Below are 19,689 nucleotides of genomic sequence, written 5' to 3' on the forward strand. Positions count from 1 at the left end.
ATGTTGAGACCAATGTTGTCGTGACGGTCGGACAGACCAAAGCTGCTTGCTCGTGTAACGCGGTGGGCGGTCACCATGTTGGATCCCACGGTTGATCAGAAGCTCTGCGCGCAAATAAAATCCCTATCATTGATCACAGAGCGGCAATCATCGGTTGCATGAACCGGCTTTAGTGTTGCCTTTCAGTCCCACCCGGAAGTTTCCCTCACCTAAAAGAAATGCCTGCATGTTGACACCGCGCCATACGATGTATAGCGAGAAACATATCGATAGACTATCGACCGGGGGGCATCCCGAGTCGTCCTGTTTTTAGATGATCGCTGTTCTGGGTGGTCGCGCGCGTTCCTCGTTAATGAGGAGCGCTCGGGCATGCGCGGACGGCTGCGGTCAGCCAACGACTGCGCGAAACGTTTTTCGAATGTTGCGGCTTCAGCGGGGATCCGAACCCGCATGACACAGCAACAGGGGAACATGGGGGGTGATATGAATCGTTTGAAGAGTTCTTTCCTCGGCTCGACAGCAGGGCTGGCATTCCTGTCCACCGTCCTGCTTGTCGCCACCCCATCGAACCCGGCGCAGGCACAGTCCCAAGCCGAGCGGCAGGCGCAGGGAAGGCGGGACTATGCCCCACTCGCCGCCCCGAGCTGGGCGGATACCTATGCTCAGGGTTGGACGGAAAGCCAGGTTCAGGCGCTGACGTTTCCTTACTTCAAGGCGAACACGACGAAGCCGGTGTTCACGCTCTACGACGCACTGGGACGACCCGAGAATCTCAAGATCGGGGGCAGTTTCCGGGCCCGCATGGAAGGGATCAACAACCAGTTCCGGCCAGCGCCTGCCCCACAGGACGACGTGTTGCTCGCACTCCGCACCAACATTTTCGCCGAGTACGATACCGGTCACAAGATCAAGATCGGCGGCGAAGTGTTCGACAGCCGCGGCTATCTGCAGAAACCGAATTCGACGGCCTCCACCACGGAGGTGAACGCCCTCGAGCTCACCCAGGCCTATCTCAACTTCGATCTCTCCGACCAAACGGGCAATGGTTCGAAGAGCAGCATCACCACCGGCCGGTTCACGAAGGACGTCGGCTCACGCCGCCTCATGGCGCGTAACGACTACCGAAACACCATCAATGCCTTCACCGGCGCGTCCTTCGACTGGCAGGGCGCGAACAAAGATCAGATGACCGTGTTCTGGACCATGCCGCACAATCGGTTGCCCAACGACGTGCCGGGCATCCTCGACAATGCGATCGTGTTGGATGAGGAGAACCTGGATCTGCAATTTTACGGCGGTTCCTATACCTTCGCGAACGTATTCGGCGGAACCCTCGAGCTCTATGGCTACGGCCTGTACGAGGATGATACCGGGTCAGGCCTGCGATCGTTGCAGACCCGTAACCGTCGCCTGTTCACCCCCGGCTTCCGGCTATGGAAGGCGCCGAAGCCTGCGCAGTGGGACTGGGAGGTCGAAACGACTTACCAGACGGGTCGCGCCCGGGAGACGGCCGCCATCACCGACAGGCGCGATCTCCATGTCTCGGCCTACTTCTTCCATACGCAGGCAGGCTACACCTTCAATACGGCGTGGCTGCCGCGGGTCTCGTTTCAATACGATCAAGCCAGCGGCGACAGCGCCAACCCTGCCACCTTCACCCGTTTCGACACGTTGTTCGGCGCCCGGCGCTGGGAATACGGTCCGACCAGCCTTTACGGCGCGGTGCAGCGGTCCAACCTGATCTCGCCGGGCATACGCCTGGAGGTCACGCCGAGCCCGATCTGGGATGCCTTCGTCACCTACCGCCCGCTCTTCTTGGCGGACGCGACCGACTCCTTCGCCACCACAGGAGTACGGGACCGTACCGGCCGATCCGGCAACTTCGCCGGCCAGCAGATCGAGACTCGCCTGCGGTACTGGCTCATCCCGAATGCCTGGCTGCTCGATACCGGGGTCACCTACCTGATCAAAGGCAGATTCCTGCAGACCGCCCCCAACGCGCCTGCCACAGCCGACACCTTCTACGGCTATCTCCAGACCAGCTTCTTCTTCTAAAACGAGTTTCTTCTTCCAAAGACCGCGCCGGCCCAACAGCAAATGCCTGTGGGCCGGCACCACATCTGCCGTCATGTCCCGGCCTTTCCTGGCTTACAATCGTCCCGGTGCCCAGATCAGCGCGAGATGCTGCCCCTCGTGAATCTGCGCAGGCGACATTTTGGATGCCACGGCGTTTCGCAGTCGCAGGTAGTAGTCGCGCTCGCGCCGCGGAGCGTGGGCAGCCGCAAGATTCAGCCATTTATAGGCCAGCACGACATCCCGCGGCACGCCGTGGCCTTTGTCATACATCAAACCCAGCATGCCCTGCCCGAATGGATTACCCTGGATCGCCGCGTCGAGGTACAGATCAACTGCGGCGTCATAGGCTTGCGGCGCGCCGTAGCCGTTTTCGTACATAAAGCCAAGAAGGACCTGCGCTTTGGCATTGCTCCGCAGGGCAAGCGGCGTCAGTATTCGGACGGCGCTGACATAATCGCCCCGCGAATAGGCCGCGTTAGCGCGCGTTAGCGCATCAGCCGAGGCGGCCCGCAGCGGCATGAGACAGCAGGCGAACAGAACGAAACCCGTCGCCCAGATACTTCGCCGCGAACGTTTTTTCCGGCGCGCCACTGTATCAGTGGACGGTGCGAACGCGAAGGTCATCAATACTCGCTCCCACACTGCCGCGCAATTTCGAGCGCAGTTCCTCGGCGACGTGATGCGCGTCGGTGCCATCTCGGATAATCTGCGGACGGATGAAAATAATTAACTCAGTGCGGGTGCCTTTCTTGCGCTGGTGCGCGAAGGCGTCCCCAAAACCCTGGATTTCGTCAAGCAGAGGGATGCCGTTGCGTCCGCCGTTCTGTTGTTCGCTAATCAGTCCGGCCAATAGCACAGTCTGACCGCTGGCAACCGAAATCGAACTCTTCACCCGCCGCTCTGCCACGGTCGGTGTCAGCGTAGAGGTAGCGGTTGGCTGGACGCTGCTGATTTCCTGCTCGACCTCGAGCCGGACATTGCCGTTCACGTTGATGCGCGGCGAAACGCGCAGGATGACGCCGGTGTTACGATAGTCGATGCTGTTGACCACGTTGTTGTTGCTGTTCAGGACCGTGGCAGTGCCAGTCGAAATCGGGACCGTGTCGCCGACCTGCAACGTCGCCATCTGGTTGTTGATCACGACCAGTGAAGGATTCGAAAGTACTTTGACGCTTGTGACTGCATGAAGAGCATCGAGAATGACGGCCGGTTGCGCTTCCGAGCCGACCAGGAAGTTGAAGCCGGGAAGCGCGCGGTTAATGAAAGCGTTGGCTATCGAACCGGCCGCTGCGGCCGCATCGGTGCCGCTTGAGCTTGGTATCGGTGCCGAACCTGACTGCGTGTTGAGGATCGAACCCTGATTCGCCTTCAGACCTAGGTTCTTGCTGGTCAGATAAGATTGCACACCGTAGCTCAATTCGTTGGTAAGGGTTACCTCGGCGATCGTCGCATCGATGGCCACCTGCAACTGCGGTTGATCGACCTGATGCAGTGTGGCTTCAATGATCTTGTAGTTGGCCTGATCGGCGTAGATAAGCAGCGTGTTGTTGACAACATCGGGAGTGATGCGCACCCCCTGCATCAGCGGCTGCCCATTGCCACCGCCGCCGGCACTGAGCGCGTCGCTGCCTACCGACGTGCTCGTACCGGTCCCAATCCCAGTCCCGGAGCTTGCCGTCAACGGCTTAGCTCCTGAAGAATCGCCGGCTCCGCCCGTTCCGGAACGCGAACGAGATCCAGAACTCCCAGCCGACGACGGCGAGTTTGCATTTGCCGACAGCTTGTCGATGCCGGAGGTCAAGGACGAGCCCGACCCCGGAGCGAGTTGATTGTCGGCGCTATCCAGCGAGGATGACAATCCGCCGATGAACATCGCGGTGAGAACACGCGCAATCTGCTTCGCCTCACCATACTTCACCCGGTAAACATGCACGCTGGTCCGCGCGGTATCGGCCTGGTCGAGTCGCCGGATCCAGGTCGAAGCAGTATGCAACAATGCTGGCTTACGGCTCACGACGAGAATGGCGTTGAGCCGGCTTACCGGTTGGAACTTGACCACGCTTTGGCTGAGGCCGCTATCGCCAGAATCCATAATCTTTTCTAGTTCCGCGATGATCGGCTCCGGCGCACTGTTGCTGATAGGATATATCCCCACCGATTGGCCGCGCATCCAATCGGCGTCGAAGCTCATGGCAGTGTCGACCGCGGCGCGGCGCTCAGAGCCAGTACCCTGAATCAGCAACAGATTGTGGGGCCCATCAGCACGCACGCTGCCTGGTTTGGTTACAAAAGAATCCATCAGCTGTCCGGGATCAGCGCCTATGGCACAGAATTGAAGGTATGATTTAAGGAGAGTTCGGTTCTCGTCGATGACGAAGGAACGAACATGACTACGAAGTCTCGCAGCAGGAAAAGTTCTGCCGAACGGGTTGTCAAAGACATTCGCCGCGCCACCCGGCGCCATTTCTCGGCGGAAGATAAAATCCGGATTGTGCTTGATGGCTTGCGCGGTGAAGACAGCATCGCTGAACTGTGCCGCAAGGAAGGGATCGCTCAGGGCCTTTACTACGTCTGGTCGAAGGAGTTCATGGAGGCAGGCAAGCGGCGGCTGGCCGGTGATACGGCGCGAGCTGCGACAAGTGGTGAAGTGCAAGACCTTCGCCGTGAGGCGCATGCCCTGAAGGAGGTGGTTGCCGATCTGACGCTGGAGAACCGTCTGCTCAAAAAAAGCATGATCGCGGATGGGGGCGAAGGCGAATGAGATATCCCGCATCCGAAAAGCTTGAGATCATCAGGCTCGTCGAGCAATCGCATCTGCCGGCGAAGAAGACACTCGACAAACTGGGCATTGCACGTCGAAGCTTCTATCGCTGGTATGACCGTTACCTTGAGGGCGGGCCGGAAGCGTTGGAAGATCGTCCTTCCCGGCCAGGTCGCGTGTGGAACCGCATCGATGCCGATATCCAGGGTCAGATCATCGAGATGGCGCTGGAGCAATCCGAACTTTCATCGCGCGAACTGGCAGTGCGCTTTACCGATGAGAAGCGCTACTTCGTCTCCGAAGCCAGTGTCTATCGCCTGCTCAAGGCCCACGATCTCATCACCAGCCCAGCCTTCATTGTGGTCAAGGCGGCTGATGAGTTCAAAGACAAGACGACAGCACCCAACCAGATGTGGCAGACCGACTTCACCTACTTCAAGATCATCGGCTGGGGGTGGGTGTATCTGTCCACCGTACTCGATGACTTCTCTCGATATGTCATTGCCTGGAAGCTGTGCTCGACCATGCGCGCCGAGGACGTCACCGATACGCTCGAACTGGCCCTTGCAGCTTCAGGCTGCGACAACACCAAGGTGTTGCACAAGCCCAGACTGCTCAGCGACAATGGTCCCAGTTACATCGCCGCCGAGCTTGCCGAATGGATCGATGCCAACGGCATGAGCCATATCCGCGGCGCACCGCTGCATCCGCAAACCCAAGGCAAGATCGAGCGATGGCATCAAACCCTCAAGAACCGCATCCTGCTCGAGAACTACTTCCTGCCCGGCGATCTCGAGTGTCAGATCGAGGCATTCATCGAGCATTACAATCATCGCCGTTATCACGAGGGCATCGGCAACGTCACACCCGCCGACGTCTACTTCGGACGTGCACAATCCATCATCAAACAGCGTGAAAGGATCAAACGACAGACAATCAAATATCGGCGCTTGCTCCACCGCAAAATCGCCGCTTAACATCAACCAACAAATGAGGCCCGCTCTCCGCTAAATCTCGCCGCTCTTTGCGCCAAATGTTTTGATGACGGACAGGCTCGCTAGAACCGGCCGTGCCGACTAGTACGGCAAACGAGAGCGGTGCCTAAGCCAAACTATTCCATGACTTCTTCGTCTCAAGAAAGATGCAATAGAACCGCCATCTCAGCTCGAGGGTGATCTTGTTGATCTCTCGGACAAGCACCCGTCTCAGGACCCGAAGCCGATGCCTTCGACAACCGGCGTCTGCTTGTTGATGTCAACGTCTAGGGTCTCGTACACTTCGCGATATTTACCGCGAGCCGATCATTGAGCCACCCGATTTCCAATGTCGATTGGTCGTAAGAACGTGTCATCATCGGTAAAGATGAACGTGCCTGCAGTGTTGCGGTATCGCAAGGTTTTCTCGTGCGACCTTGAATAAAGCACGGCAACACTTACAAACCGATCATGCCCGAGGTCATCGTGTTTTGCGAGCCTCGAAATATCGACGACTTGAACCTTCTCTTTCAGGGCAGCCTCGCGCACAATGGGATTGTCGACATCGATGTCTCCCGCACGAGCAATACAACCATCAAGAAAACTAGAGGCTCGAAGCGCACCATCATCCTTGGAAACCAGAACAAGCAAAGGTGGCTTTAGCGGACCGATAGCTTGTACGTTGGTACGGAACGTTCTTGCATTGATGTCGGGTGCCGCGAGCACCACCCGGCTTAACCTGGCGATCACCCGGTCTTTGCCTTCAGTACGAAGCTGGCGCAGAGCTTCAACGGTCAACATGGCACCCATGCTGTGGGCTACCACCATAATGTCGCTGACCTCGGAATTACTGCTAAGCATCGTTAGGAGAGCCATCAGATAGTCGCGAGAATAGTTTGCCGATTGCTTGTCTATTTCATAAGCCCCTACCCGACCTTGCGATGGCCACGCGAACAGTATCGGAATTCCGTCGATCTTCATGTCCGCTTGTAATTGCGTGATTCGGAACAGTGACTCTTGAAAGGTGTTGTTGAACCCGTGCACGAAAACAAAAACTTTGTGCTTTTTACGCTGGGTATTGGTTTGATGAGTAACAGCTTGACGAAACTCGGGTTCGCTAAGTGCGGCCCTATCAACGACAGCAAAGTCTCTTTCTGGATCTGGAGTTGCGGTCGGCATTTCAATCTTGCCGGACTTGTGGTTAGGGGGAACTGAGACGGAAAACCTTGCAAAGTTGAGTGCATTGGCAAGGTTCGCGGTGAACGCGTTTTGTGACAAATCGCGTTCGCGCGTAGTTGCCACGTAAATTTGCATAGTCTTTCCGCCAGCCGAGGCCGCCACCGGCGTCAGAGCCTCCGAACCAAGTCTGGCAGCACAACCGACCAAAAGGAATGAGAATAGAATGGCGACTGTGCCTAGCGTACGACCGCCACTCCATGTCGACATGACAACAGACTCCCCACCACCGTGTAGCACCGATGCTGCTGTTCTTAAATTCCCCGAGACGAACAGTGGCTTGCAAAGCATCCTAACAATTTTCTCGTAACCCGTGACTGCTTAGCGCCGCACACGCCTAACCCCAAGTCCCGCAAAGCCTGTTGTCGCATCTGCACGAAGCGGACCAGTCGCACGTGTGAGCATCAAGCGCACCGTGCGACCTGGCCGCCTCACGCTTATTTAAACCTGACCGTTACCCCGCCTACTGCGGCCGACACTTCAGCGCCGACCTTGGGGCCGCTAAGCTGCAGGATTACGCCATTGGCATTCTGCAATTGAACGCCTGCCGCCCCGGCCGCAACTGCACCGCCAGCTCCAATCGCGCTGTAGTTACCCTGAAACGCAGCGGGGCTATTCAGATTGAGAGCTCGTCCAACCAGTTTGGTCGTCGAGGCTCCGATCGTAAATCCGATACTCATGCCCGAAACGGTGAACGGATAGCGCCTGCCCTTGAAGGTAAGGATACCTTCGCCACCCCCGGCCCCGACGATGAATCCTCCTTTTGTGAATACGACGGAAACCTGACCAGTTTCGGCCCGCAATGGCGCGCTAAAGCCGGCTACGCCAACAAGCAAGGCAACAAAAGCTGCGTTTAGAAAAAATCTTCTCATGACATTTTCCTCTGAAAGAGACAGCAACGGCTGGTTCAGTATCCGATCTGCCGCGAGAATCGACGGCGATCACTTTAGATTTTTACCTCCGCGATCCCCGCGGAGTCATTGTCGGAATGCCGTCTTGCGCGAGCAACTTGCGAGGTAACCGTTCTGGCCTCCAGTGGCCTACAAAGTCTCCTAACGATTTGCTCGCACCCCCCAAATTTCCGTACCTGTTGTTACATCTGCGCGAAGCGGACCAGTCGCTCGAGGAAACGAGGAGGTCTCGGCTGCCACCTCTTAAGCTGCGACTACTTCTTCAGCTTGATGTTGTTCTCGGTCCTGTACTGTTTGAACACCACGTCGATGGCTTCGATGACTTTCTTGCCTGGATTGGCCTTGCAATAAACAATGACTTCGTGTTGCAGCGCCTTTGCGCGGGTGACATTCACCATGTGCTTCTTGGCGAGGCCATTGTACCAACCGCTATACCAGGCAGCCAAATAGTCGGCGTCTTCCTGGAACGTGCCCGCCAGTTGCGCGCAGGTCAGCTTCTGAACATCGAGATGCCCGTCTTGATCCGCGTAGGTGTTGAGTTCGACCTGAGCCACGGCAAGCAACAAGAAACGCAACGCAAGACAAGATGAGTTTTTTCGCGATCATTTGGATAAATCCTTTCGTTGCCTGGATTCGGTGTTCAATTGATTGGCTTGAGTTTCATGCGAGCGACGCCGAGCGCGAGATTGCCGCCGACCTGTCCTTCTACCGACAACGGTTGCAGCGAAACCGATTTGCGCGTGCCGCCGACCAGCAGGTTGGCGCCAACACCAAGACCGGCCGAAATGTCGCCGCTGGCGCCGACAAATTCTCCCGCCAGTGCGCCAGATGGAATAGTGGGCGTGCTCGCCAGCACCGCCCACGTCATCACGCCGCCGGCAGTAAACCCGATATCGAACCCGAGGCGGCCGATGGTGCCGAAGTAATTCTGGGTCCGACCGCTCTCCGATCTAAACTGACAACGAAGCCGCTGGCGTGATCCGACGAGAAGGCCGACACTTGCCGATATCCGGCAGGTCAATACCCCCTGACGAATCGTGTTGCCCTGCGCCAAGGCTGGCGCTGTCGAAAGCAGGAACGCCGTCAGCAACGCTGCGCTCACGTGGGGCAGTCTCGGTGACGAAACTATCCTTGTTGTCACTGACATGTCTGGCCCTCCCGCTACTGGATTCGAACAGTCTTTCGCCGCCGGGCAAGACGCACGATTGCAGCAATCATCAAACTTGTAGCCGATGCGCGCCGTTGCTCAGTTGTTGCACCAGTACCGACGCCGGGTGCGGTGACACCGCCCCCGCAACTGGTGGGCTTCAGGACAACGCCGGGTGAGCCATGCGGCCAACTCACCGGCAAACGGTGGCGACCCGCCCATAGACGTCCACAACCTGTGTGCAAGCCGGCGTGACCACCACGGGCGCAGCCACGACAGCCGCCGTACCCGCAGCTACCGCCCCGACGGCCACGGCCCGCCGGGTGGTTCGCCTGGCAACGCCGGCGTAGCTCATTGGCGTCAGCGGACGTCCTATGCGGGCCTCAGCTGCGGACACCAGCGACGCTTGGGGATCGACGGGCAGTTGCCCATTCCACGACAGCACAGCGGCGCCGAGTGCGGTGCCTATCGAAAGACGAACGAGAGCGGCTAATTTGCGGGTCATTTCCTTGCTCCTGCCTTAGCGGCGCCATGAGGTACTTCGTCGATGTCGCCGAGTTCGCCGAGCGTGATCTTCTTGGATGCAGAATCCGGTTTGAATGCAAAGGCATCGGCTGCAACGTCTGTCTTCCAGTCCTTGATCCGTAGCGTGTATTGCGGCGCTTCCGCGACACCCTTGCTGGTGATGATGTATTTTCGCGGGATGGGCTTCGCACCCGTTTCGATCCAGATCTGCCAGTCGGTGTCGACGTTGCGAAACGCCAGATGATCGCATTCAACGCCGTCGACGACGCCCTTGCCGATCACGGCGGCATCGACCACGTCCGCCATCATGACGTTGAATACGTTGGTGAGCAGCAAATCGGCGCCAGGGGCTACCACGCCGTGCTTTTCACGTAGCACATCGATCAATTCCTCAGTGGTGCCGGTGGTCTCGATCTGAGCATAGCCCTTGTCGTCCTTGTTGTTCACCGTGAGCAGCTTGCCATCGAACACGATCTCCATGTCGCGATAACCGCCCGTGCGCCTGACGCGGAGCTTGTCCGGTCGGTTCAATTGCACCTGGCCAGAGCTGGTAAACTGGATCTTCTGAAGATTGGAGGTAATCACTTCAACGTCGGAGTCGTAGGTTACGTTCAGCGCCTTCTGGCTGGCCACGTAATCCGCCATTCCCTTCAAGATTTTCTCGGCATCGCTGCTCTGTGCACTCGCTGGAGATAGAAGCGAAACGCTCATAGTCAACAACGTTCCAACCAGGACGGGCCACCGCGCTGCCGCGTCAATCGATTTGATCGCAGTCTCCTGCGTTTCGTTCATCGCCTCTCTCCCGTTTGCTTTGATGGAAAATCGATATCAAAGGTAGTGACAGCCAACCATTGGCCCTGGGTACAATGGGCAGGACGACCGGTATCGCCTGGACACCTCTAGGGAACGAGGCCACGACGATTGCAGTGTCCATACTCGTCACATTTCTTCATCATCTGCCTTCGGAGAATGGCCAAGCGTGTTCGGAGATGCCCAAGGTAACAACCACGCTGCTCGATCGGCTTAGCGCCGCGCTTGTTCTCCGCGTGCTTGATACGGCCCCACCTCTCGAAGCTTGAGAGTATCTTCGACTTGATGAAATCCGGCAGCGCCTCGACCTCCTCGGCCGTCGCCGTATTCACGTCGTCTCGTCGTGGACGACGTTGAGCAGGCACTTCTGCCCGAGCAGGGTCTCGAAGTCGAAGCTGTCGCGCCTCCTTGGGGGACGTGCATCAGACGCTAGGCTCGAACTAAACTTCGTCACTTACCCATCTTAGCTTTGATCGATTTCAACTCCTTAGCACAACCGATGGTCACGTCGTCCTTATGTTGCTTAAGACACTGAATTATTTTGCCACCGCCCGGCTCTATGCCAGGACATATTCTGGCCGCGTCTGCTTTGCAGGCAGCAAGCGCACCGGCTTGAGCTTTGGATTCTTGAGATGCGGAAATCGTGAACAGGAGGACCGCAAGCAGCGAACCCGTAACTTGGTGTGTAAGCATTGCCATACTCTCGTTTCCTCCCACAAAGCAACAAAGCGCTAGATGGATTATTGATGCAGCGCCCGAACAATTGCCTTGATCTAAGTCAATGCAAATGTGAACGCGTTTCGAAGCTGTCGGTGATGCTCACACCGGACGACCTTGCAAGATGAGCTCACTTTCCGAAGTAAGCTTCCTTTCAGGAAACACTCGGATGAGGGATCGAGCCGCTTCAAATGCAGTGAATGACCATTCGTGCAGTCCCCGCATCTCATTCGGCCGATGCGCAAGTCTTCGGAGATATGGTCGTTGTAACGCGTTCAGGACGCGACGATGCTTGCCGCCAAGTTCAAATTGCAGCTTACCGGTAAAGGTCGACCTCGTGGAGGGCCAATCTGGTCTCGCGGGCCAGATCAACTAATGAAACACTGAACAGGATCATGGCGGCCATAAACAAGAGCGCGATTCCATACTCGTGCCGGAGATGAAGAAACGCACTAACGAATGCTCCGAAGATGATCAGAGCGGTTGTGATTGCGGCCAGGATCGAGCAGAAGAGCGACCGGTTCAAAAGGACAGCGCGACGCCTGAGCCGAGGCAAATCACTTCGAAAGTGGAGTCTCGAAACGTCGTCATCGGGGATACTGTGGATGAAATGCAATCGGTCGATCACGCGATTGATGCGCGATATCACGACGGAGATGAAAGACGCGACCGCACCGAGCAGAAATGCCGGGGCAGCAACATTCGAAATTATCCGAGCGAATTGATCGATCGAAGGCGTTACCGGTAGCAGTCCAATCACAGTTCCCATGGGTTCATGCCAACTTAAAAAATGATTGAAAACAGTCTGCCGCTTGAATGAAGCTGAGACTCGCTCTGAGCGCAAGACGTCGTAGACAAGCGTCTCGTCAGGAACAAGTTTCAGATCGATCCCGTCGAATGAATGGCTTTGCCCAGTCGCAAAATTTCGGAAGGGCATTCTATGCTTGTCGCCTTTCTTGGCGTCAAGCTCATGGACAGAGCAGGTAAAGCCAAAAGTCGGAGCCAACTTGCAATCGCATCCGGTTCCAGTAGGCGCGTTAGAATACTTCTGCCACCGGAGGCTTCGAGAGTGCGGCAATGGTTGCACCAGCCAGGCGCCGCGTAGCTGGTGCGGCTCGATGACAGGCTCGGCTTATGCATCCTTCCATTTGATCGAGCAGCCAAGGGACGGATTTTGATCAGTTGGCGCCACACCGGTCCTCGCAATCGCGCGCATGGCCTCGACGAGCTCTCGAGGCGCCTCCGCGCGGGGCGCAGTTTTGCGGCCTTCGTCGAGGCGACCCCGGTACTTGAGCTTGCGGTCGGCGCTGTAGCCGAAGAAGTCCGGCGTACACACCGCTCCATATGCCCGCGCGACCGCTTGGGTCTCGTCGTGCAGATAAGGAAATGGGAAACCATGAGCCTTGGCGAAATGCCGCATATTCTCAAATGAATCTTCGGGACGGTTCGCCGCATCGTTCGAGCAAATCGCCACAAAACCAACGCCCTCAGACATCAGTACCCGCGCATCCGCAACCATGCGGTCGATCACCGCTTTGACGTAGGGGCAATGATTGCAGATGAAGACGACAACGGTGCCCTTTTGGCCCGCAAGGTCGTCCAGTCCGTAAGTCTTGCCGTCGGTCGCTGGAAGCCGAAACTCAACCGCCGGCGTATCGAAAGTAACTTGGTCGGCTGTGATCGCCATCTCGCATCTCCAATTAGAAATATGTGATCGGGTTTTAAAGTTTGACTCCCTTCTCGGCTGCAGGGAGATGATGAGATCGTTTTTCGGCCCGCGATCCCGACCCGTCGCCCTGAGGGTCGTGAACTCCTGCCCGTACGCTCGGATGGTGGACTAAAGCAGATGATGTACGGCATCTTATCTCGAAAGCGGATGACCAGTTCAAAGCCTTTTTAATATTGTATGAGCCTTCCATCCTTCATGCCTGTTGCCACAGCTGCATGCCGTCTCGCGATAGGGCGACTGACCTCGTGAGTGACGATCAAGGCTTGCGTCTCGGAGGCCGTGCAGATTCCTGGAACGGCTTCACGGGGCTATATTGCCGCTCCTCTGAAAATTGCAGCCCAAGTTGCCCGTCCGTTACAGCCTGCAAATCTTCGCTGGTGCCCTCGACCCGCAACATCTTCGTCGAGCGTTCAATGATTTGAAGGCCAGGGTGGTTCTTCACCACTTCGACCACCTGATCGGGTAGCGGCCCCGGGCCTCGTTGCCTTAGAATGAAAACGACCATCTTACGCGTCGCCTCCTTCATACGGTATCCCAGCCCCCTGCAGATCGGCAGGGAAGCCGAGCGAGGCCGCAGCGCCCAACACTAGCTGCGCGAGACGCGTCGAACGCTCTGACCTCCGAGGCATGCTGAGGACCTCTGCGTTGCGAGCGAGCATCCGTGCTGCCATTGCACTAACAACCGGACAGGCCATCGAGGTCCCACTCAACACTCCGTACCCGCCCGGCACTGTTGAGACCACGCCAGCCCCCGGTGCTGTGAGGTCCACCTCGAGGCCCGCGTTGGAGAACGCGGCGATATAGTCGTCGGAATCAAGACCAAACGGCGGCGTCACGTCGGCCGCCTCGACCGACTCATCCGGAAAGGTTCCCCTTCGGCCTAGCGCTGAAACCGCAAGGCAGAGCGAGTCGCGCGCCGGAAATCCCACGCTTTGGCGAAACGAGTTCCCCGTAGCTGCAACCGGTAGCACCCCACCTTCGCGTGCATCCTCAATCGCGGTGCGCACAGCCGGATCTTCAACACCATCTTCAAGGATGAAACTCATGTTGAGGATGTCGCAGCCGTCACGAACCGCGGCGTCGATCGCCTTTGCAACCGAGAAATTGGATGCAAGACCGCCTGCTGAGCCGAACGCCCGGTAACTTCGAATCCGAGCGCCCGGGGCAATACCCCGAACTCCCGCCGGGGCCGTGCCCCGGCTCGCAATGATTCCGGCCACGTGAGTGCCGTGCCCGGAGCCGTTGTCCGCGTCGCCCTCACAGACTAGGTCTGCATGAGGCCCGACACCACCATCAATAACTCCGACCGTGACGCCGGCACCAGTGTCAGCTTTAGCGCTCGGAAAGAAGTGTCTAAGGCTGTCGGCGCGCGTCAAATCGATCGGCTGCAAAGAGATGGTCGCTCCATCGTTGAGCACGAAGTCGGATTGAAAAAGCCCCCAATAGCCGGCGAGTGGCGGGTATACGTATAGCCTCTCAAGCCGCACCGGCATGGTCTCGAACGCGAGCAAAGCCAGTCCGTCCTCGTCGGATACGCCATTCCGCCCCTCCCGGGTCGCGAAATTCGTAAGAGCCACGACTTGAGCGCCTTGAACGGGGCGTCCCGTCAGCCTATCGACGATCCTGAGAGAAAGCGAACCTACGCTTCCAGAATCAGTAGCCACAGAGAGCGCTGCAGGTCGGGGGGCCAAAGCAGGCCGGTAATGAACGACCGGAACCAAGTCAAGCTCGGGGAATGCCGCCCGAAGAGCTGGAATGTCGCGCCTGATCACCTCAATCAGCTTGGGCCCATCTCCGCGGATCGAATCGATGACATGGCAGCGAACACCCTTCGCCAGGGTCACGGCTGCGCGAAGTCCAGGCAGCCGATCCTTTTCGTGCAGAACATCCACCAGCGAGTCCAGCTTGCGCAGAACCCTCCTGGCGGCCAGCGACAGGGACGGTCCCCGAGCGCGCAACCTGCGCCGGGACATGAGTATCAGTTGCTCGATACGGTCGTCGTTCATTGGCCAAGCTCCCGGGGCCACGCCGACAGGCCGGCCCAGACTACTGCCGTACGAGGGCAACCGACCCAACCGCTGGCCGCGCGTCCGCTGCCGCCGCGCCCGCGGGCGCGATGCGCACCGTCGGAGGAGTGCTATTGCCCGCCGCGGCGCCAGTGACCCTGCCCGTCACGTCAAAGCTGTAGAACTTATCGGACTGTGCCATGCCGCCGTGCTCGCCGTGTCCCACAGCGTCGAAGAAGTTGATCGCACCCACGGGGCCCGAAGCCGGGCCGGAGGGAGCGCCAGACGGCGGATCGAGATAGACGTTGTAGCGGATTCCGGGCTGGGCGTGTGCCTGCAGATTTTGCAGGACCAGGAAGACTCGCTGGTTTTGGCCGCCCGCCGCGATCTGCGCGCTCATCGGCACCGCGGCAGTCGTCGTGAGAGGCACTGATACCGCCGCCCCGCTCAGATTGACAGGCCCGGGCTGCACTTGCTGGGCGATGATCGATGGAGCAAAAGCAGCAACCATAGCTCCAGCGGGCGTCGGCGGAAGCGGCGGCACTGGTAATGGCTGATCGTAGGTATAGGCACCGTTCTCGATCGCCTCGGGCTCCACGAAGTCACGGTTGACCGGGTCCACCCGGCTGCTGTTTTCGTTGGCAAACGCGAAACTCTGGTCGAGCCAACTCGTACTGGTCGGGTTCTTTCGCCCCGCCTTATTCCAACTCCACCACATACGGTCGATGTTGCAGTGATGGAGCCAGAAGATCGGGTCCCGAGCTGCCCATGGCACGCTGCCCATGTTCGAAGTGTTTCCGACGAGCACGTGGACATCGCCGTGAATCCCCCTCTCAACATCAGCGCTAAAACCGAGCGCGACACCTTTTATGTCGAAATCCCGCCGGGCAAGCGCATCAAGATTTAACGGCGCATCCGCATCCTGATCGATGGGCTGCCCTCCATTCACATTGGCCGTGCCAGGAATGGAGCCGTCGTTGCGATTTGCGCGGAAGAGCACCTTGTACAAAGGATCATTCGGTCTGCGAAACTGTTCAGGAATCGCCTTCTTTCCGTCGGTCGTGTAGTCCCAATATGGGAGCGTGAAGGTGGCGTCGTTGAGCTGTTTCTGAATGATCCGCTCGAAGAGATAGACGTACATGCGATGCCATGGGAGGAACATTCGCTGTTGCTGCGGTAGTCCGTTCGCTTGATGCGGTTGGCATGTATTCCACGTCGCGAGCGCGAGAAGCCGGCTCGGATCGTTCGGCGGTGCCCCGGAATAAAGCCGTGCGACCTCGGCCGCCATTCCCTTAGTGGGATCGACCGAGTGCGTGTACCATTGGAACAGCCAAGATAACGGACTGGCCTCCGGTGTCTGCACCATCATCTTGGCGACGGCTCGGGCATATTTTTCTAGCATTCCCTGTCCCTGCGGGCTTGTCGCCTCGTACCGAGTCAGGACGGTAGCTGGTTGTGCGTGCGCTTGATGAACCCAGGCCGGCAGCGGAATTGTCGTAAGAGCCGCACCGCTGGCAATGAAGTTTCTACGTGAAAGCACGGGCATGGTCGTCCTCCTCGAAGCTGCACCGGAGGAGAGTACACGAACAACTATGAGCAGCAACAGCTTACCCACACCCGCAAATCGATTCGCCCATTGCGCCCGCGGTTACCGGGCGTCCAGCCTAATCACGCCAATAGAAACGGCAGCCCGCTCCAAGAGGGCATGCAAACGAGACCACTCCTGGGAGCCAGGCGCTGCAGCCTCGGATCGCGCTCCGACCGCAGGCCGTATCGTCACGACAAGTATGCCCCGCGAGTTTGACGCAACCAGAGACCGAAATCGCTCTGTTATATCAAAACTTAGAAGTTCTCGAGTTTCAAAAAGATTGAAGCGACCAACACGCTCGTAAGAACCCGGCGCACTTTCATCTCCAATGAGCACCTCAAACAGAATGCCGGGTGGCTGGTCAAAGCGGACATGCTCCAGGACAAGGTACACCCTCGCGGCGTTTCCTATATCTGCGCTGATATCCGCAAGAGGGCGATCGCCGAGTGGAATATGGGTCGGCTCGGAGCCAAGCTTGATAGGGCCCTTCTGCACCGAAATCCGTGCCAAACCTGTGGCCTCGCTATTCCTTGTTGCCTTTTGAGCAACCGAGTCGCCGTTTCCGCCGGCCATTGCCGCAGTTCCAAGACTCACAGCGAATAAAGTTGCTAGGTACTTATTCATGGCTCTGCCGAGAACACATATAGGTAACGGTCGCGGCAACATCGAGGGTAGCCCCAGCGATGGAAATAACCCCTCAGCCTCCGCGTTTGACTGCATTGATGATGTCTTACGGTCATCTGTCCATTGTAAGGATCAGGTCGCGGTCTGCTTGGCTAGGTATTTTGGCTAGGTATTAATGTCTCGCACACCATCTGGCTTTTTAGGCGCTAGCGCGTTCGAGTGCTTCGCGGACATCTCTGGCTCAACAACGCCATTCGTTGTATTTTTGCAGCGTCCTAGGGGGCCGAGTGGCAGCAGAGAAAATCGTAATCCTGTCCGATGGCACGGGCAATGCGGCGTCGAGCGTGTGGCGCACCAATGTCTGGCGCGTCTTCCAGGCGTTGGACCTGCGGAGCAACAAGCAGGCCGCGAAATATGATGACGGCGTGGGAACGTCATCGTTCCTGCCGCTGGCGATACTGGGAGGTGTGTTCGGTTACGGGCTCAAGCGTAATATCCTTGATGCGTACGAGTTCATCTGCCGCAACTATGATACGCTGCCGCCTTCCAAGATCTATCTATTCGGCTTCAGCCGCGGGGCATTCACTGCCCGCGTGCTTGCGGCCCTGGTGCTCGATCAAGGTCTTGTCCAGGCGAACACAGGCGCCGAGTTGCACAATGGCGCCCTCAAAGCGTATCGAGCCTACCGCGCCAAGAATTATCACTCGATCTGGCGCATAGAGGTGCCGTTCAGGTTATTTCGAGACTACGTACTGGTACCGATCTGTGACAAGCTTCGCGGACGCCAGTCTTATTCCAAGATCACATTTACCCCGGTCCCGTCCTTGGAATTCCTCGGGTTGTGGGACACGGTGGCAGCCTACGGGTTGCCGATCGACGAGATGACGCGGGGCATAAGCAATTGGGTCTGGCCGCTCGAACTGCCGAACCGGGTACTCAGCGACAAAGTAAAATTCGCACGACACGCCCTGGCACTCGACGATGAAAGGACCACGTTCCACCCGGTCCTTTGGACCGAACAGCCGCCCGGAAAACCAGTGTCGCCTGTGCCGGAAAGTATCGCCGGGGAGCGTCTGGTTCAGGCCTGGTTTACCGGGATGCATGCCAATGTCGGGGGCGGTTATCCGGACGACGCGCTCGCGTTCGTCCCTCTCTACTGGCTGATCCAGGAAGCGCAGAAATGCGGGCTGTCATTCAAGTCCGCGCCGACGGCCGATCCAGACGCCTTAATCGCGATGGCTTCATCGCAAGACAAGGACGGGCGCCTGTATGACTCGCGTGCCGGTCTCGGCTCCTATTATCGCTACGGTCCGCGCAAGGTCTTCGACTTGTGCAACGATCCGGCGGTAGGGGTTAGCATCCCCATGCCCAAGATTCATGAAAGTGTCTTCGGCCGCATCGACAGCGGCGCCAATGCTTACGCGCCGATTGGCCTGCCACCGGAGTATGTTGTCTTGCTCGGCGATGGCACCGTGCAGCCGCTTGGTGCAACGACGTTCGAGACGCCTGCGCAGGCCGCCGCGCGTCATGTTCAGCAGGAACGGCTGTGGAATTACGTCTGGCTTCGGCGTCTTGCCTATTTTGCCACTCTTGCAGCATCGTTCCACCTGGCCGCGTTCTGGCTCTTTCACCATCTTCGCCCCGAGCATGAGTTCACATCAAGCGTCCGGCTAGTTTCGGAGGTTGTAAGGTTTTTCGAGTCGTTCCTGCCGAGATCGGTCCATTGGTGGACCGACTGGTATGCGACTAATCCGGAGTGGTTCCTGGCAGGAATTGCCGCGATCGCGCTGTTCATGAGCCTCGGTTCATCCCTGAGCGGCAGGATTCACGATGGGATGCGAGTGATCTGGCAGTCGCGTGGCAGCCAATCAATCTTGCCGGACAGCCTGGTCCACAAAGTCATTTACTGGTTTCGCAACCTGCGCATCTACCGATGGGTCATCCGAGTCGGCAGGCGGCATGTGCTGCCGCTTTTCTTCACCTTGGCGATTGTGTGGATCGTTGCGACAGCTCTCAGCCATCTGGTGTTCAACATTGCGGACTCGGCTGGGGCTTTCTGCGCGGGGTCTGCAAAGGCGGAGTTGAGGGCTGTGAACCTCGGCATCCCGCAGCCCGCCAAGGATTTCTCGACCGACACGTTCTGTGCGCCGACCGGGCTGGCAGTCAAGGCGGGGTATCTATACGAGATTGTTGTAATGATCGATGCTCCCTGGGCCGACGATAAGATCCCGACCACGCCGGTCGGTTTTCGGACCTCGACATTGGAAGGCGTGCAGGAATGGGCATTCAGGAGCGCCATCCTTCTCAGGCGTGTTCTTTTCCGGCCGTGGTTCAGGCTCATCGCCAGGATCGGCGAGAAAGGTGTAGATGAATATTTCCTCGACCCTGTGAAGGTCAGGGGCAGTACGCCGGTGTCGTTCAGGGATACGATCAGGGCTCAACGCAGTGGGGAGCTTTTCCTCTATGTAAATGATGCGGTGATTGGTCTGCCGTGGATTTACTCGTCTTTCTATGGCCCGAACAACAATCGGGGCAGCGCGAAAGTCACGGTCAGGCTTTGCGGTCAGAAATGCCGGGAATGAGCT

The 19,689-nt window shown here is 58.0% G+C and carries 19 protein-coding genes; 3 read left to right on the plus strand and 16 right to left on the minus strand.

Annotated elements, in window-relative coordinates; genetic code table 11:
• The first annotated feature begins 450 nt into the window (after positions 1-450).
• The gene (locus ACM561_RS11740; RefSeq protein WP_425905253.1) at positions 451-2,055 is read left to right on the plus strand and encodes an alginate export family protein; all 1,605 of its coding nucleotides are present in this window, start codon (positions 451-453) and stop codon (positions 2,053-2,055) included.
• Positions 2,056-2,148: 93 nt separating this feature from the next.
• Here the strand turns inward: ACM561_RS11740 and ACM561_RS11745 are convergent, their stop codons facing one another.
• Together ACM561_RS11745 and ACM561_RS11750 are read right to left on the minus strand one after the other, a co-directional pair.
• Positions 2,149-2,700: a tetratricopeptide repeat protein gene (locus ACM561_RS11745; RefSeq protein WP_425905254.1), complete on the minus strand. Its 552-nt coding sequence runs from the start codon at positions 2,698-2,700 to the stop codon at positions 2,149-2,151.
• Positions 2,672-4,375: a secretin N-terminal domain-containing protein gene (locus tag ACM561_RS11750; protein WP_425905255.1), complete on the minus strand. Its 1,704-nt coding sequence runs from the start codon at positions 4,373-4,375 to the stop codon at positions 2,672-2,674. The genes ACM561_RS11745 and ACM561_RS11750 overlap by 29 nt, the downstream gene beginning before the upstream one ends.
• An 87-nt stretch (positions 4,376-4,462) precedes the next feature.
• Between ACM561_RS11750 and ACM561_RS11755 the strand changes: the two genes are divergently transcribed.
• A protein-coding gene (locus tag ACM561_RS11755; protein ID WP_425905256.1) for an IS3 family transposase occupies positions 4,463-5,814 on the plus strand; the annotation gives its coding sequence in 2 pieces (ribosomal slippage) (positions 4,463-4,799 and positions 4,799-5,814; 1,353 coding nt in all).
• A gap of 324 nt (positions 5,815-6,138) precedes the next feature.
• Here ACM561_RS11755 and ACM561_RS11760 read toward each other — a convergent pair.
• The 14 genes from ACM561_RS11760 to ACM561_RS11825 all read right to left on the minus strand — a co-directional run bounded on the left by ACM561_RS11760 (position 6,139) and on the right by ACM561_RS11825 (position 16,438).
• The gene (locus tag ACM561_RS11760; protein ID WP_425905257.1) at positions 6,139-7,257 is read right to left on the minus strand and encodes an alpha/beta hydrolase; all 1,119 of its coding nucleotides are present in this window, start codon (positions 7,255-7,257) and stop codon (positions 6,139-6,141) included.
• 227 nt (positions 7,258-7,484) lie between these two features.
• Positions 7,485-7,919, minus strand: a complete 435-nt coding sequence (locus ACM561_RS11765) for a hypothetical protein (protein ID WP_425905259.1) — start codon at positions 7,917-7,919, stop codon at positions 7,485-7,487.
• 293 nt (positions 7,920-8,212) lie between these two features.
• Positions 8,213-8,512 (minus strand): HdeA/HdeB family chaperone, encoded by a 300-nt coding sequence (locus ACM561_RS11770; protein WP_425905261.1) that lies wholly within the window; start codon positions 8,510-8,512, stop codon positions 8,213-8,215.
• Positions 8,513-8,598: 86 nt separating this feature from the next.
• Positions 8,599-9,105, minus strand: coding sequence for a DUF992 domain-containing protein (locus tag ACM561_RS11775; protein ID WP_425905262.1), 507 nt, complete (start codon positions 9,103-9,105; stop codon positions 8,599-8,601).
• Between the two features lie 193 nt (positions 9,106-9,298).
• A complete protein-coding gene (locus tag ACM561_RS11780; protein ID WP_425905264.1) occupies positions 9,299-9,610 on the minus strand; it encodes a hypothetical protein in 312 nt (103 codons plus the stop codon).
• Positions 9,607-10,422, minus strand: coding sequence for a DUF2092 domain-containing protein (locus ACM561_RS11785; RefSeq protein ID WP_425905265.1), 816 nt, complete (start codon positions 10,420-10,422; stop codon positions 9,607-9,609). Before ACM561_RS11785 ends, ACM561_RS11780 begins: the two co-directional genes overlap by 4 nt.
• A 107-nt stretch (positions 10,423-10,529) precedes the next feature.
• Positions 10,530-10,772, minus strand: a complete 243-nt coding sequence (locus ACM561_RS11790; RefSeq protein ID WP_425905267.1) for a hypothetical protein — start codon at positions 10,770-10,772, stop codon at positions 10,530-10,532.
• Positions 10,769-10,894 (minus strand): hypothetical protein, encoded by a 126-nt coding sequence (locus ACM561_RS11795; protein WP_425905269.1) that lies wholly within the window; start codon positions 10,892-10,894, stop codon positions 10,769-10,771. Before ACM561_RS11795 ends, ACM561_RS11790 begins: the two co-directional genes overlap by 4 nt.
• Positions 10,891-11,139 carry a cysteine rich repeat-containing protein gene (locus ACM561_RS11800; RefSeq protein WP_425905270.1) on the minus strand — a complete coding sequence of 83 codons (249 nt, stop codon included), beginning with the start codon at positions 11,137-11,139 and terminating at the stop codon, positions 10,891-10,893. The genes ACM561_RS11795 and ACM561_RS11800 overlap by 4 nt, the downstream gene beginning before the upstream one ends.
• A 334-nt stretch (positions 11,140-11,473) precedes the next feature.
• A complete protein-coding gene (locus tag ACM561_RS11805; protein WP_425905272.1) occupies positions 11,474-12,094 on the minus strand; it encodes a DUF2721 domain-containing protein in 621 nt (206 codons plus the stop codon).
• A gap of 195 nt (positions 12,095-12,289) precedes the next feature.
• The gene (locus tag ACM561_RS11810) at positions 12,290-12,844 is read right to left on the minus strand and encodes a thioredoxin family protein (RefSeq protein ID WP_425905273.1); all 555 of its coding nucleotides are present in this window, start codon (positions 12,842-12,844) and stop codon (positions 12,290-12,292) included.
• A 298-nt stretch (positions 12,845-13,142) separates the two neighbouring features.
• Complete coding sequence (locus ACM561_RS11815) at positions 13,143-13,391, minus strand: hypothetical protein (RefSeq protein ID WP_425905275.1); 249 nt, start codon at positions 13,389-13,391, stop codon at positions 13,143-13,145.
• A gap of 1 nt (position 13,392) precedes the next feature.
• Entirely contained in the window at positions 13,393-14,892 is a 1,500-nt protein-coding gene (locus ACM561_RS11820; RefSeq protein ID WP_425905277.1) for a S8 family peptidase, read from the minus strand.
• 40 nt (positions 14,893-14,932) lie between these two features.
• Positions 14,933-16,438 (minus strand): tyrosinase family protein, encoded by a 1,506-nt coding sequence (locus tag ACM561_RS11825; protein ID WP_425905278.1) that lies wholly within the window; start codon positions 16,436-16,438, stop codon positions 14,933-14,935.
• A 953-nt stretch (positions 16,439-17,391) separates the two neighbouring features.
• On the opposite strand from ACM561_RS11825, the gene ACM561_RS11830 reads away from it, so the two are divergent.
• The gene (locus ACM561_RS11830; protein WP_425905280.1) at positions 17,392-19,686 is read left to right on the plus strand and encodes a DUF2235 domain-containing protein; all 2,295 of its coding nucleotides are present in this window, start codon (positions 17,392-17,394) and stop codon (positions 19,684-19,686) included.
• Positions 19,687-19,689: the final 3 nt, after the last annotated feature.

Origin of the sequence: Nitrobacter sp. TKz-YC02, assembly GCF_049852135.1 — a bacterium.
Classification (GTDB): domain Bacteria; phylum Pseudomonadota; class Alphaproteobacteria; order Rhizobiales; family Xanthobacteraceae; genus Nitrobacter; species Nitrobacter vulgaris.

Excerpts from the sequence above, each read along its gene's own strand:
- ACM561_RS11740 (WP_425905253.1), top strand. The coding sequence starts at position 451 with ATGACACAGCAACAGGGGAACATGGGGGGTGATATGAATCGTTTGAAG.
- ACM561_RS11745 (WP_425905254.1), bottom strand. The coding sequence starts at position 2,700 with ATGACCTTCGCGTTCGCACCGTCCACTGATACAGTGGCGCGCCGGAAA.
- ACM561_RS11750 (WP_425905255.1), bottom strand. The coding sequence starts at position 4,375 with ATGGATTCTTTTGTAACCAAACCAGGCAGCGTGCGTGCTGATGGGCCC.
- ACM561_RS11760 (WP_425905257.1), bottom strand. The coding sequence starts at position 7,257 with ATGTCGACATGGAGTGGCGGTCGTACGCTAGGCACAGTCGCCATTCTA.
- ACM561_RS11765 (WP_425905259.1), bottom strand. The coding sequence starts at position 7,919 with ATGAGAAGATTTTTTCTAAACGCAGCTTTTGTTGCCTTGCTTGTTGGC.
- ACM561_RS11775 (WP_425905262.1), bottom strand. The coding sequence starts at position 9,105 with ATGTCAGTGACAACAAGGATAGTTTCGTCACCGAGACTGCCCCACGTG.
- ACM561_RS11780 (WP_425905264.1), bottom strand. The coding sequence starts at position 9,610 with ATGACCCGCAAATTAGCCGCTCTCGTTCGTCTTTCGATAGGCACCGCA.
- ACM561_RS11785 (WP_425905265.1), bottom strand. The coding sequence starts at position 10,422 with ATGAACGAAACGCAGGAGACTGCGATCAAATCGATTGACGCGGCAGCG.
- ACM561_RS11800 (WP_425905270.1), bottom strand. The coding sequence starts at position 11,139 with ATGGCAATGCTTACACACCAAGTTACGGGTTCGCTGCTTGCGGTCCTC.
- ACM561_RS11805 (WP_425905272.1), bottom strand. The coding sequence starts at position 12,094 with ATGCCCTTCCGAAATTTTGCGACTGGGCAAAGCCATTCATTCGACGGG.
- ACM561_RS11810 (WP_425905273.1), bottom strand. The coding sequence starts at position 12,844 with ATGGCGATCACAGCCGACCAAGTTACTTTCGATACGCCGGCGGTTGAG.
- ACM561_RS11815 (WP_425905275.1), bottom strand. The coding sequence starts at position 13,391 with ATGGTCGTTTTCATTCTAAGGCAACGAGGCCCGGGGCCGCTACCCGAT.
- ACM561_RS11820 (WP_425905277.1), bottom strand. The coding sequence starts at position 14,892 with ATGAACGACGACCGTATCGAGCAACTGATACTCATGTCCCGGCGCAGG.
- ACM561_RS11825 (WP_425905278.1), bottom strand. The coding sequence starts at position 16,438 with ATGCCCGTGCTTTCACGTAGAAACTTCATTGCCAGCGGTGCGGCTCTT.